Genomic DNA, 13,017 nt, shown 5'->3' with positions numbered 1-13,017 from the left:
TAGCAAAGAAAGGTGACGAAGCAATCTCTTTTTTAGATACAGTGAGATTGCTTCGGTCATGGACTTGTCTATCGAACGTCCATTTCCTCGCAATGACGGTTCGAACAGACGTCCTGAACTCGAAGTTTCGGGACGATAAAGAGTGATAAAGAATATGTTATAATGACCGAAGAAAGTGGGCATATGAAAGAAGCTGAAATCAATCCTTTTGTTAGGGTTGTGAAGTTCTTCTATCCAAAGACACAAAAGCCAGTGAACTTTGGGTATTTGATCTTCGGGGTACTGACTTTGTTTGTGAATGCATTCGTGATTTACACTTATGGAGGATTGGTATTTGATTAATCTTTCACAAGTGATTTCATGGTCAATTACGTATATATAAGGCTTTGTATTGTTGGAGTCATTTCATTCGTGGGGGGGCTCTTGTATTTGCTCTTGACGAGAGTTGGGTGGGTTCTGATAGTTTTTAGTACTACTTCTAGTTTATTAGTGATTGTAATGAGGACTTGGAATAGTTTTGAATACAATGGAGAAATAGATTTCGGTTCTATATTTCCTGCTTTAATTTTAAAGTTCTTGGTTTTAGCCTATTTGTATTTCGGAAGACCAGTGAAGGTGCTGAACATAGATAAAAGATTAATGATTTTACCAGTGATAATGGCTGTATTGGTTTATTCAATTGAGTTTGTGGTTCTGTTTTTAACAATGGAACCGTGATGAAACGGACAGATTGCTTCGTCACAAACCTTCACTATCGTAAGGTTTGTTTCTCGCAATGACGGTTCGAACGGACAGTGTAAAGAGCCGTCACTGCGAGTTCTTTTTCGACCAGAGGGAGATAAAGAACGCGGCAGTCTCGAGGTTGGAATAAACAGATTGCCGCGGTCGTAATCTTGTCTATCGACAAGTCTACTTCCTGCGCCAACACTGAAGCTAATGCGCAAGCGTTCGCAATGACGGTTCGAATATATAAGAGTTTAGAAAACAAAAGGAAATGAAAATACAAGTAGACGAAAGAGGGTATTACGGGAATTTTGGAGGAGCATTCATTCCTGAAATGCTGTACCCAAACATTGAAGAACTACGAGAGAACTACGAACAGATTGTTCAGGCACCTGATTTTCAAAAGCAATTCAATCATTTGCTTCGTGATTTTGTCGGTCGCCCAACCCCTTTATACTTAGCAGAGCGTTTGTCCGAAAAGTACGGTGCGGAAATCTACCTTAAAAGAGAAGACCTTTGCCATACAGGAGCGCATAAAGTGAACAACACAGTAGGCCAAATCCTGTTGGCGCAAAAGCTGGGCAAACAGAAAATTATAGCCGAAACTGGTGCAGGCCAGCACGGGGTTGCAACTGCTACGGTTTGCGCGCTGATGGGCATTGAATGCATTGTGTACATGGGCGAAGTAGATATGGCGCGTCAAAAACCAAACGTAGAGCGGATGCGCATTTTAGGCGCTGAAGTTCGCCCGGCTAAAAGTGGTAGCAAAACCTTGAAAGATGCCACCAACGAAGCCATGCGGCATTGGATCAATAATCCAACCGATACGCACTACATTATCGGTTCGGTAGTGGGGCCTCACCCATATCCTGAAATGGTGGCTCGCTTTCAGTCGGTTATTAGCAAAGAAATTAAAGCCCAATTGTTGGAGAAGAAGGGTAAGGAAAACCCAGATTACGTCATCGCTTGCGTAGGCGGAGGTAGCAATGCTGCTGGCGCTTTCTACCACTATTATAATGAAGAAGACGTGCAATTAGTAGCAGTGGAGGCCGCTGGTTTGGGAAATCATACGGGAGAATCTGCAGCAACTACGGTTTTAGGAAAACCAGGTATTCTTCACGGTAGTAAAACACTTTTAATGCAGACGGAAGACGGCCAAGTTGTAGAACCTTATTCAATTTCTGCAGGACTGGATTACCCTGGAATTGGCCCAGTACATGCCCATTTATTTGAAACCGGTAGAGCGAAATTCTACAGTGTAACCGATGAAGAAGCCATGAAAGCAGGCGTGCTATTAAGCAGAACCGAAGGAATTATTCCAGCCGTAGAAAGCGCGCATGCCTTTGCCGCGCTTAATCAAATGACTTTCAATCCTTCTGATGTAGTGGTCATCAACCTTTCTGGCCGTGGAGATAAGGATTTGGAGACCTACATTAAATGGGGAAAGTATTAGGAGTATGGAGTAGATAGTATTGAGTGTTGAGTGATCAGCTCAAGACTCATTACGCAAGACCCAAGACACACAAAAATGAACAGAATAGATAAATTATTTCAGAACAAAAAGGAGCGCGTATTGAACGTGTACTTTACTGCGGGTTATCCTCAACTGAACGATACTACGACAATTTTAGAAGCGCTTGAAACTTCGGGTGCCGACTTGATCGAAATTGGAATTCCATATTCCGACCCCATTGCCGATGGCCCGACCATTCAAGAAAGCAATGGGGTGGCTTTGGAAAACGGCATGACATTGAAAGTACTTTTCAATCAATTAAAAGGCATTAGAGACAAGGTTTCTGTACCGATTGTGCTGATGGGTTATGTAAACCCAATTGTGCAGTTTGGTGTAGAAAATTTTTGCGCAAAGTGCGAAGAAGTAGGAGTAGACGCGGTGATTCTGCCTGACTTACCGATGTTTGAGTATTTAGAAATTTATAAGCCAATGTTCGAAAAGCATGGCTTGTATAATATCTTCTTAATCACTCCTCAAACTTCTGAGGCCAGAATTAGGCAGATTGACGAAAATTCAAACGGCTTTATCTACATGGTCTCTTCAGCGAGTACCACTGGGGCAAAGACCAGTATTTCATTAGATCAATCCGACTATTTCGCTCGCGTAAAAAATATGAACTTGAAAAACCCGACCCTCATCGGTTTTGGGATTTCAAATGCAGAAACCTTTGATAAAGCCTGCGAAAATGCCAACGGAGCCATTATTGGCAGCGCCTTTATTAAAGCCATTTCGGAAGAAGGGAATTTGGAAGAGAAGATTTCTGGTTTTGTAAGATCAGTGATTGGGTGATCAGGAATCAGTGGAACAGTATATCAGTGAATCAGAAAAACAGGAATAAATCTAGCAGCTATGAAATTTAGTAATTTCCTTCTTGTCATTTCTCTAGTAGTTTCATTATTCGCCTGTGAGAAGGGAGAGTTTAAGCTCGTGGACTTTGAAAAGTTCGAAATGGAAGTACCAAGTGATTGGGAGAAGATCAGATTAAAAGGCATTGATAGCTATGTAGGTGGAGTTATTACTTCCGAAGGGGATACCTTGATATTTGACTTAGGATGGTTTTCACAAGATGTTGAAGAAAGAGATATAGCTTTTGAAATGTACGAGAGTTATCTGGAAAATTGGAAACCTAATGAAGAGGGTATGATTCCAAATGATTCAACTTTTATCAGAGCGTATAAACCTCATCATAGTTATCAATATGATAGTATTGACTGCTTCAAGGTAAAGTTTGTCACACCATTAGATACGCTTGGTGGGTTTTCCGGAGTATTCATTGATAGTTTAAAAGTAGATGGAGTTGATGTTACCAAGTTTAATTTCTATGGATGGGGCCTTTCTGATAGAACGGAGAAAGAGTTCATAGCGGCTTTAAAAACCATTTCATTTAGTAACTCATACTGCAAATAATGATGTGAGGAGTGTACATCATAAATCGTATATCGTAAATTAAAAATATAACATCATAGTCAAGGTTATAGCTCTCGCTATTGACCAATGACTATTGACCAATGACTAAATACTATGATTATACAATTCGAAAAAGGCATTAACGCGGCCCAAAAAGAGGCCATTGTCAATAGGGTGAAAGGCTTGAAATATAAGCCGACTACCGTGATTACCCAAAAGGGAGAATACCTGATTGGAACTGGTAAAAAAGATTTCGATATCCGTGAAATCGGCCATATGGAAGGCATCAGCGATATTCATATTGTATCGGACGACTATAAACTGGTATCGAAAAAGTGGAAGGTAAAACCTACCATTATCGACCTTGGCGATGGCGTTGTGATTGAAGAAGGTGGTTTTCAAATTATGGCTGGGCCATGTTCTATCGAAAGTGAAGACCAGATCAGAAAGGTGATTGGTCACTTGAAAGAAAATGGCATTTCTATTATGCGTGGAGGAGTATACAAACCCCGAAGCTCGCCTTACTCTTTCCGTGGTTTGGGGATTGAAGGTTTACAATTGTGGTATCAATTGGCCAAAGAAGCTGGTATTAAAATCATTACCGAAGTAATGCAGGTTTCTCAAATTGCCGAAATGTATCCGTACACCGATATCTATCAGGTAGGTGCAAGGAACACCCAAAACTTCAACCTGCTGGATGAATTGGGTAAAGTAGATAAACCCGTAATGATCAAGCGTGGTATTTCTGGCACCATTGACGAACTGCTTTCTTCTGCCGAATATGTTTTCAGTGGGGGGAACGAAAGGCTTTTGCTTTGCGAAAGAGGTATTCGTACTTATGAAAGTGCCACACGAAACACCATGGACTTGAATGCGATTGCTGTTTTGAAAGAGAAAACGCATTTACCAGTGATTTCAGATCCATCGCATGGAATTGGTATCCGCGACTTTGTAGAGCCTATCGCTTTGGCCAGTATTATGGCAGGTGCCGATGGCGTAATCTTCGAAACGCATGAAAAACCAGAAGAGGCTTATTCAGATGGACAGCAAACGCTGAACTTCGAAGAGTCTACAAAAATGATCAACCGAATGCGCAAGACTTTCGAACTGAGAGAAAGTTTTTAGCTTGAAGAGAGAGCTATGATTTTTAAACCTGTTAGTTTCTAGACTGACAGGTTTTTTTGTTAAAAGAGAGGTGTTTTCTTCACTTAACTATTTTCGGGGAAGTATTTTTCCATAAGTTGGTTGAGCATATCAAAGGTTAAAGGTTTCTTCTCAAACTCAGAAATCTCAGGGATTTGTAGGGCTCTCTTTTTATCGTCAGGATCATACGAGGTGGTGAGCATAACGAGAATGATCTGGTTTTTCACACTTTCTGAGAGTTTTTGATAGGCCTCTATAAACCCCCATCCATCCATTACAGGCATGTTGATATCGAGAAAAATTAATGAAGGGAGAGTATTCTCGGTATTAGCGTCTTCACCATTCTTAGTTAAAAATTCAATTGCTTGTTTCCCATTTAAGGCTGTGACAATCTGTTCTGCAATATTAGATTTCTTAATGATGATTTGATGAATGAAGTTCGTGGCATCATCATCATCGATCAGCAATATGCAGTTGAGTTTATTATTCACAGATTTAAACTTTGGGAATGGTAAAAAGGAAAGTGCTTCCCTTTCCTAACACAGATTCTACCCAAATGTTCCCGTTGTGTAGCTCTACTATTTTTTTACAGTTGGAAAGGCCAATCCCAGTACCCTCATATTTACTTCTATCATGTAACCTTCTAAAGATCACAAAAATCTTCTCCTTATCAATTTCATCTATGCCAATACCATTGTCTTTTACAGAGAACAACCATTCTTTTTCGAGCTCAGTGGCTGAAATTTCGATTTCAGGGATTACATCTTTATCCTTAAATTTCATTGCATTGACGATCAAATTCTGAAAGAGCTGGTTCAGTTCAGTTTTATAGCCTCGCACTATAGGTAAATTTTCAATTGTAATCCTTGCCTTGCTTTCATTTATAGTCAGTGAAATGTCAGCTAAAACTTCACTAATTACTTGGTTGCAATCCACTTCAGTAAAGTTGTCGAGCTTTCCAATTTTAGAGTAATCCAATAAACCTTTGACCAAGAGTTGCATTCTCTGAGCCGATTGGTTGATGAACTTTAAATAAGTATCGCCTCGCTCATTTAATTTCCCTTGAAACTCGTTCTGAAACAGCTGATTGATACTTGTTAAGGTGCGCAAGGGTTCCTGAAGATCGTGTGAAGCGATATAAGTAAATTGTTCTAATTCTTTGTTTTGCCTTTCTAATTCCTTGTTTTTGTTAAGCAGCGCTTGTTCATAATTGTTCCGCTCTATCTCATGAGCTACCCGAACAGCCACAATTTGTAGGATGGTCTCAATGGCCGAGGCGTTAGTGATTGGTTTTGTGTCTAATAAAGCAATTAAGCCTATTGCCTTTCCTTCAGAATCCCATAGAGGAATGCCAATGTAACTTTCAGCCTTTAGAGGCACCAACATATCGTCTTTAGGGAAAAGTTTCTGAATATTGTTAGAATAAACACACAGGTTTTTGCCTACTACGTTTTCGCAAGGGGTGTTTTGAAGAGGGTATGAAATGTTGGTTTTTATCTCACCATTTGCAGCAAATGTAATCGTTTCTACGCTCCCTTCTTCTTCGCCAATTTTGTCAATTAGCACATAAGCCATGTCTAATTTCTCGCCTAAAAACAACGCTAACGAATCGTAGAAAGAGTTTTCGTTAATGGCCCATCCTTTTTGAGCAATAAAGAATAAAGTCTCGTCAACTAATTTTTTGTAGTCTTTCACATGTTTGATTTTAATTAGAAGGCTGGAATAAGAATTCCATATTTACTAACATTAAATATAAGGGAATGATTGCTTCAGTTTGCTTAATGTATATTATTAAATTTAGGTCTAATCTGGTTTTGATTCTCATCCTTTTGTTTCCGAAACTCTCAATAAAACCCAACAATGGTAGAAATTAGGTGTACCTTTGTTTCGCACTTCGAAATGGCTTGTGAAATTGACCAGACATTTCTTCTGCTTAATATTTTAACATAGTCAAATCATCAAGTGACAAGCTCCACCATTTAGTGGGCGCTCTCGTTCGCTTGTTTCGTAATTAATTTATATGTCATTTAAGTCATTAGGGCTTTCTGATTCGCTTTTACACGCGATCACAAAAAAGGGTTATACTGAGCCATCTCCCATCCAAACAAAAGCAATTCCCCCCATTTTAGAGCGAAAAGATATTCTAGCTTCTGCCCAAACCGGAACGGGAAAAACGGCAGGTTTTACCTTGCCAATGCTACAGATTTTATCTGAAAGCAAACAGCCTAAAAGAAGACCAATTAGGGCTTTGGTATTAACACCCACACGTGAGCTTGCTGCTCAGGTATATGAAAACGTAAAAGAGTATAGTGAATTCTTAAGCATCGAGTCTACCGTTATTTTTGGCGGAGTAAACCAAAATCCACAGGTGCGTGCTTTGCGCAACGGAGTGGATATTTTAGTAGCTACCCCAGGTCGTTTACTCGATTTATACAACCAAAGGGCTTTATCGTTAAGTCAGGTAGAAATTTTAGTTTTAGATGAAGCCGATAGAATGCTTGATATGGGCTTTTTGCGCGACATCAAAAAGATATTGGCATTAATGCCAGGAAAGCGTCAAAATCTATTGTTCTCGGCTACTTTCTCTACTGAAATTAAGCAGTTGGCAGGAAGTTTTATGACCGACCCCATTTTGGTGGAAGCTACACCAAAGAACACCGCAGCGGAATTGGTGATTCAGAAGGTGTACCATGTAGATAAGGTGAAGAAAACCTCTTTAGTAACCAAGTTGATTTCTCAAGGTAACTGGAGTCAGGTATTGATTTTCACAAGAACTAAACACGCGGCTAATAAGCTAAGCGAAAAGCTTACGAAAAATGGAATCGCCTCTTTAGCGATTCACGGTAATAAAAGCCAAGGCGCAAGAACCAAAGCTTTGGAAGGTTTTAAGAATGGAACCACCCGAGTATTAGTAGCGACTGATATTGCAGCCAGAGGTTTGGATATTCCTTTATTGCCACATGTAATCAACTTTGAGTTGCCGAATGTGGCAGAGGATTACGTGCATAGAATTGGCCGTACAGGTAGGGCAGGAGCAAGTGGTGAAGCTATTTCCTTAGTCAGTCACGATGAGCATGATTTGGTGCATGGTATAGAGAAGCTCTTGAGACAAAAGCTTCAGATCGAAGTTATGGAAGGTTATGAGCCAAGCGCTGCACCACCTGCACCAAAAGATGAACCAAGAAGGTCGAGTGGAGGAAGAAAACGGGAGTTCCGTAAAGGAGGTTCAAGTCAAGGTAGTAGTGGTCAAGGCGGACAAAGAAGAAATGAAGGTCAGGGTGGTCAGCGAAGAACGGACGGACAGGGCGGGGGACAACGCAAGTCTGGCGGTACTGGAGGACAACGTTCTGGAGGAGGTGCCCCAAGAAGAAATTCGGATGGCCCACGTTCAGGCGGTGGAGCGCCTAGAGGTAATTCTGGCGGTCAACGCAGCGGAAACTCAAGGCCGAATAAAGGAAATAGAGATTAGGCCAAACAGCTTGATCAAGTAAAACAGAAGGTCTGTTGATTTATTTCAGCAGACTTTTTTTGTGGTGTTTAAACTTAATCTACTAATATTGAGGGTCTAAAAACTACACCGCCACCTCAGGCATATACTTTGCCCATTTTTCGTTCACCGTAGCGATTCCCCATTTCATTAAATCATAATTGATGAAAACGCTAAGCGAGGTTAATACAAAGCCAGCTATAAATACATAAGGAAAAATCAATGAGCCTGATTTATAAAGTGTTTCAGTAGCAATGCCAAAAATTTGACCAAAGCCAAATTGAGTAATGTACAAGCCATAAGTGCTCATTTTGACAAAGCTGGATCTCTTTTCCCATCTTTTCATTCCTTTTCTAAGGATGTAATAGGGGATAATAGCCAAAAGGAATCCATAAACAAGAAATCCCAAACGAAGAAACATTCCTCTATCGTTTGCAGGGTATTGGGTTAGAAGAAAGTAGCCTATTATAGCCAATCCAATGGGTATAAGTATTTTGGAACTGTTGAAATAGGATAGAAGCTCTTTAAAGAACTGTCGCTTGAAACGCTGAAGCAAACCGCCTTCGATTGATTCTGCCAAAGTAGATAAGCCGTAAATCCCGAAGGATGCATGCGCTTTGGTAATGGCCAAATCAAAGTTCATATCGGGTTTTTCCTCTAGCAGAGCTTCAACCTTACTCGCCATATGATCAAGCGCCTCCATTTCCACTTCAATGGTGTTAAAGCCACGCTTGTTGATAAAAGTCCTGATGGCTGTAATCTGTTCTTGAGTAAGAGGAGTACTAGGCATATTTTAAATATTTCTCTTCACTTGATTTAATAGCATCACGAATTATGCTAAAGCTTATTAGTGAATTCACAGTCATTATTGAAAAAGTAACAATAAATACTAATGGAATGGCTGATTGGTTTATCAGTTCAAATTCAATCATGGTTTTAATTAACTGTCCAATAAGATAGGAGCCACCACTAGCGGTCATAGAAATATTTTGGATAACAAGCGACTTTTTACGCCATTTTCGGTAGACTTTTATATTTGTAATTACACTAATTAACAACAGAATAAACCCATATGAGTAGAGGCTAATCGCTGCAATTTCTTCTGAATTTGGAGTAGGAATTACTTTTTCTATTGAAAATGCAATGGTAATTATAGCTAAGGTAATTAGCCCCTTAGAGCCAAAAAGGTATGATTTCAGTTCTGAATTTCTGGTTTTTCTAAGGCTGGCAGCGTAACCTGAATTTATCGCATCCTCAAAAGTAGCAAAGCCAAAAACGCCTAGGTCTGCATGTGCTTTCGTTATGGCCAAATCAAAGTTCATATCGGGTTTTTCTTCAAGCAATGCTTCTACCTTACTGGCCATATGATCAAGTGCTTCCATTTCCACTTCAATGGTATTGAAGCCCCTTTTGTTGATAAAGGCTTTAATTGCTGCTATTTGCTCAACGGTAAGCGACATGGTTTCTGAGTTTGTTGAAAGTTCGGTTTAATACCCTAAAACTTGCAATGAGGTAAAGGTTGAAGGTGCTTATGTAAATAATCAAAGCCACCGGGTTTTGAACTAGCCAGTCGGTTAACAATAAGCCAACTAGTGAAGTAGAAAGTAATGCAGAAGTATAAACAGTATTGAGCCGACTCATGAAGAACGAGTTGTATAGAGGCTTGAATTTTCGATTGAAATAAGTGCGAGCAAAGAAATTTAAAAAGAGGGCGGTTAAAGCCATTGTGCTAAATAATCTTAGCGTTTCCTCCAAATCGTTACTGACTGTGGTCAGAAGTACACCAGCCAAAATAGCCACCACGGCCAAGTAAATTTTAGAGCCAGAGAACAAGCCAATAATCTCTTGATAAACTTCCTTAAAAGTAGCAATGTGTTCCACCTTCAGTCTTTCTTTTTGTATTGCCGAAGGATTGATTTCTTCAATGGCTAAGGCAGCGGCCTCTACAAACTTGATGTCACTGGTTGCCATCCGATGCTCCACATTACAAATGATGTGATCGAGCAATTCACTCTTGATGTCATCGTACCAAATGTTTTGTCCATCAATATATTCTCGAATATGCTCAATTTGATAGTGTGCTAGTTTCATATTAGATCAACTTTGAGTTTGTGTTCAGATTTATATGCCTTTTCAGCAGCAAGGAAATAGACCATATATAGAGTAGATAAAACTACTGTTACGGCAATTATAAGATTACCGTGTGTGTCGAAATGGTTGGCTACCAACTCCCTCAAATTCATCGCGCTAAAGATGTTGATTAAGAAGCTCCCCCAAATAACAGGGTAACCAATCGCCTCATTTTTAAGACTGGACTTATAGGGTAATTTTAGAGTTTTGCAGCTTCTTCTGTACGTAATAATAACTCTAAATCCAGACAATACACTATAACCTGTTGTGGCAATAAGGGTATAGAAAATGACCCAATACGGTTGAAAAACCTGAGTTAACTGAAAAATTAGAATGGAGATGAGAAGCGTAGTCATTAGCAAAGGCCACCTGAAGTAGGTTTTGAAATGACTGAACACAATTTTTCGATACGCGCGAGCATAAGCCTTTTGTCGTCCCCAGACAATTTTCTTCATTCCATCTTCTCCGCCAAAATCCTTTAAAACCTGTTTAAGGTGAGCGTTAATGTCCTGGCTTTTGTCTGCTCTCGCTTCGTATGAACTAGCAATATGATCATAAAATTCAGCATACAACTCCTCAAATAGCAGTCGATGATCTTTCATAAATACCGAAATGATCTTCTCTTCTTTTGCTGTCATGCCACCTCCAGTTTAAAAATGAACTGCTCTTTCATAAGCTTTAAGCAGGTAAAGCCATAAAGTAGTGCAATGGCGCATAGGGAAGTGTTGAACCAGAGATTTTCAGTTGCAAAAATCTTGAAGGCTTCTCTTCCTACAAGTACTGGTATTAAGAAGTTTCCAAAAATATTAATGAATGTAAAAGGCAAATGGATGAACAGCCATAAAGAGCTATTCAGATCAGAATTTCGATATCCTTTGTTTTTGTTTCTACAATCTTGATAAAAGCTAATGGTACCATAAGCAATGATTATATATGGTAGAATAAGGCCTAACCCAACAGTTATAAGTATTGTGAATTTTGTTCCGAGTTGAATAAAGCTGGTTTGGACGAGAATGAAGCTTACCATTACAATACCAATTGCGGGCCAACCAAAAAGGCTTAAGAAGATTTCCTTCATCCTCTTCCAGATCATTTTTGATCGTGCTTTTCTTTGGCTCAGTACAATTCTTTTGATTCCTTTTACTCCGCCAAAAGAAAGTTGAATGACTTCTATTAGGTACTCACTTAATTCTTCAGGTCTATCGTTTTCAATTGCTGTGGCAATATGATCATAAAATTCCTCGAAAGGCTCTTGATGTCCAATGCCCACGTCTTTGAGGTACTTCACCAATATGTCATGCTGTGTAGTGGTCAGGCTCATGTGGTCAGCAGTTTGGTTTTGAAATCGTGCTTCATAACGGTGAGCATGGTGTAGTAGTAAAGCGCAGCAAGTCCAATCAGGGTAGCTTGAAACAAAGGAACTTCAGTATAGAGGTGATTAAAACCTAGGTAGTTATTTAGACTTCCGTAGACAAGCTGCCCTAAATTATAGAGCAAGTACAGTGAAATCGTTGAGTAAGTCATAATAATACTGTTGCGCAGGTTCCTGTAATAACCAGGCTTATTTTCTCGAATCGATTTTTTGAACTGATAGTGTTTGTGAATAACAACCGCCATAGGCAAGGCAAAGCAGGCAATAATTAAACTAACCATTATGGTTAGATTTTGAGTGGTTGCCATTAAGCCCCAAGCGGAAAGAAATATGCCCAAAGAATACAGTAAGTTTATTCCCTTAAAAGCCGATAGGCCAGTAATGAATACGCGTTTGCTGACATTCCAGCCAATGGCTTTTTCATGTTTTTTAATCACCTTTTTGAAGCCACCTACACCACCAAACTCAGGCTGAAGACGATGCCAAATATGTGTTTTAATCTCCAACTCAGGTTCTTTTTTGAGCCTAGCTTCATAGGAGCAAACAATATGATCGTAGAACTCCTCGAATAACTCTTGAGAGTCAATGTCTAAATGCTGAAGGTAGAAGACTACCTGTTCGTGCTGCTCTACCGTTAATTTCATCCCATGCCTAATTTAGGGTTCAACAACTTTTGTAAATTCAACAGAAACTCTTCCAGTTCGGCCACTTTGGTCTGGGCTTCGGCATTACCCTCTTTGGTAAGGGAGTAGTATTTTCGGATGCGATTGTCTACCTTTTGTGTTTCGGTAGAAAGCATTCCTTCGGCTTCTAATTTATGAAGGGTAGGGTATAAGGCGCCTTCCGTGATTTTGAATTCACCTGCGGTAATTTCTTTTACCCGTTGCGTGATTTCATAGCCGTACATTTTTTCGTTCTCTTCCAGCAGCTTGAGAACAATGGTGGCCAGACTTCCTTTTAATAGTTTACTCGATGACATGCACAAGTATACATAATTTTCTTATGCATAAGAAACTTGGGTATTATTTTTTGCTGTAGTTAAGAGATTAACATTCAGGGTTTAATTTTTTTATTTACTCCGTTGACATAAAAATCACCGTCATTCCGATGAGCCTGAAGTGAAACGAAAGGTGAAGTAGGAATCCGTTTGTAAAAGGTGTCAAGAGTCAAGAAAAGACACTCCAAAAAGACGGATTCTTTCTTCCTCGTGCCTCGTCATACCGATGACGTATTTTTCAAACA

17 protein-coding genes are annotated in these 13,017 nt (G+C 39.7%); 7 read left to right on the top strand and 10 right to left on the bottom strand.

Going from position 1 to position 13,017, the window contains the following annotated elements; all coding sequences use genetic code 11:
- Nucleotides 1–183 (bottom strand): hypothetical protein (locus tag OB69_RS18820; RefSeq protein WP_221404893.1); only part of this gene is annotated, 183 nt, incomplete at its 3' end.
- Here OB69_RS18820 and OB69_RS17520 point away from each other — a divergent pair.
- From OB69_RS17520 to aroF, 6 genes are all read left to right on the top strand, one after another.
- Nucleotides 184–342, top strand: coding sequence for a hypothetical protein (locus OB69_RS17520; protein ID WP_221404892.1), 159 nt, complete (start codon nucleotides 184–186; stop codon nucleotides 340–342).
- Nucleotides 343–360: 18 nt separating this feature from the next.
- Nucleotides 361–717, top strand: a complete 357-nt coding sequence (locus OB69_RS18665; protein WP_157608625.1) for a hypothetical protein — start codon at nucleotides 361–363, stop codon at nucleotides 715–717.
- A 277-nt stretch (nucleotides 718–994) separates the two neighbouring features.
- The gene (gene trpB / locus OB69_RS17510; RefSeq protein WP_053225062.1) at nucleotides 995–2,176 is read left to right on the top strand and encodes a tryptophan synthase subunit beta; all 1,182 of its coding nucleotides are present in this window, start codon (nucleotides 995–997) and stop codon (nucleotides 2,174–2,176) included.
- 75 nt (nucleotides 2,177–2,251) lie between these two features.
- Nucleotides 2,252–3,025, top strand: coding sequence for a tryptophan synthase subunit alpha (gene trpA, locus OB69_RS17505; RefSeq protein ID WP_053225061.1), 774 nt, complete (start codon nucleotides 2,252–2,254; stop codon nucleotides 3,023–3,025).
- Between the two features lie 60 nt (nucleotides 3,026–3,085).
- Nucleotides 3,086–3,643 (top strand): hypothetical protein, encoded by a 558-nt coding sequence (locus OB69_RS17500; RefSeq protein ID WP_157608624.1) that lies wholly within the window; start codon nucleotides 3,086–3,088, stop codon nucleotides 3,641–3,643.
- A 114-nt stretch (nucleotides 3,644–3,757) separates the two neighbouring features.
- On the top strand, nucleotides 3,758–4,768 hold the full coding sequence (gene aroF / locus OB69_RS17495) for a 3-deoxy-7-phosphoheptulonate synthase (RefSeq protein ID WP_053225059.1): 1,011 nt from the start codon (nucleotides 3,758–3,760) through the stop codon (nucleotides 4,766–4,768).
- Between the two features lie 83 nt (nucleotides 4,769–4,851).
- Here aroF and OB69_RS17490 read toward each other — a convergent pair whose 3' ends face one another.
- Nucleotides 4,852–5,277, bottom strand: a complete 426-nt coding sequence (locus OB69_RS17490) for a response regulator (protein WP_053225058.1) — start codon at nucleotides 5,275–5,277, stop codon at nucleotides 4,852–4,854.
- Nucleotides 5,278–5,281: 4 nt separating this feature from the next.
- Nucleotides 5,282–6,481, bottom strand: coding sequence for a sensor histidine kinase (locus OB69_RS17485; protein ID WP_053225057.1), 1,200 nt, complete (start codon nucleotides 6,479–6,481; stop codon nucleotides 5,282–5,284).
- A gap of 325 nt (nucleotides 6,482–6,806) precedes the next feature.
- Between OB69_RS17485 and OB69_RS17480 the strand changes: the two genes are divergently transcribed.
- On the top strand, nucleotides 6,807–8,255 hold the full coding sequence (locus OB69_RS17480; protein WP_082338229.1) for a DEAD/DEAH box helicase: 1,449 nt from the start codon (nucleotides 6,807–6,809) through the stop codon (nucleotides 8,253–8,255).
- Nucleotides 8,256–8,358: 103 nt separating this feature from the next.
- Here OB69_RS17480 and OB69_RS17475 read toward each other — a convergent pair whose 3' ends face one another.
- From OB69_RS17475 to OB69_RS17445, 7 genes are read right to left on the bottom strand one after another with little or no spacing between them, the layout of a single operon-like run.
- Nucleotides 8,359–9,063 carry a hypothetical protein gene (locus OB69_RS17475; RefSeq protein WP_053225056.1) on the bottom strand — a complete coding sequence of 235 codons (705 nt, stop codon included), beginning with the start codon at nucleotides 9,061–9,063 and terminating at the stop codon, nucleotides 8,359–8,361.
- Complete coding sequence (locus OB69_RS17470) at nucleotides 9,056–9,733, bottom strand: hypothetical protein (protein WP_053225055.1); 678 nt, start codon at nucleotides 9,731–9,733, stop codon at nucleotides 9,056–9,058. Before OB69_RS17470 ends, OB69_RS17475 begins: the two co-directional genes overlap by 8 nt.
- The gene (locus tag OB69_RS17465) at nucleotides 9,717–10,364 is read right to left on the bottom strand and encodes a hypothetical protein (RefSeq protein ID WP_053225054.1); all 648 of its coding nucleotides are present in this window, start codon (nucleotides 10,362–10,364) and stop codon (nucleotides 9,717–9,719) included. The genes OB69_RS17470 and OB69_RS17465 overlap by 17 nt, the downstream gene beginning before the upstream one ends.
- On the bottom strand, nucleotides 10,361–11,041 hold the full coding sequence (locus OB69_RS17460; protein WP_053225053.1) for a hypothetical protein: 681 nt from the start codon (nucleotides 11,039–11,041) through the stop codon (nucleotides 10,361–10,363). Before OB69_RS17460 ends, OB69_RS17465 begins: the two co-directional genes overlap by 4 nt.
- Nucleotides 11,038–11,724 (bottom strand): hypothetical protein, encoded by a 687-nt coding sequence (locus OB69_RS17455; protein ID WP_053225052.1) that lies wholly within the window; start codon nucleotides 11,722–11,724, stop codon nucleotides 11,038–11,040. Before OB69_RS17455 ends, OB69_RS17460 begins: the two co-directional genes overlap by 4 nt.
- Nucleotides 11,721–12,419, bottom strand: a complete 699-nt coding sequence (locus OB69_RS17450) for a hypothetical protein (RefSeq protein ID WP_053225051.1) — start codon at nucleotides 12,417–12,419, stop codon at nucleotides 11,721–11,723. Before OB69_RS17450 ends, OB69_RS17455 begins: the two co-directional genes overlap by 4 nt.
- The gene (locus OB69_RS17445; protein ID WP_053225050.1) at nucleotides 12,416–12,754 is read right to left on the bottom strand and encodes a PadR family transcriptional regulator; all 339 of its coding nucleotides are present in this window, start codon (nucleotides 12,752–12,754) and stop codon (nucleotides 12,416–12,418) included. Before OB69_RS17445 ends, OB69_RS17450 begins: the two co-directional genes overlap by 4 nt.
- Between the last annotated feature and the right edge of the window lie 263 nt (nucleotides 12,755–13,017).

Origin of the sequence: Roseivirga seohaensis subsp. aquiponti (assembly GCF_001267955.1) — a bacterium.
GTDB classification, from domain to species: Bacteria; Bacteroidota; Bacteroidia; order Cytophagales; family Cyclobacteriaceae; genus Roseivirga; species Roseivirga seohaensis.
Note: the sequence above shows the minus strand (reverse complement) of the source record. Positions and strands in the feature narration are given on the sequence as shown.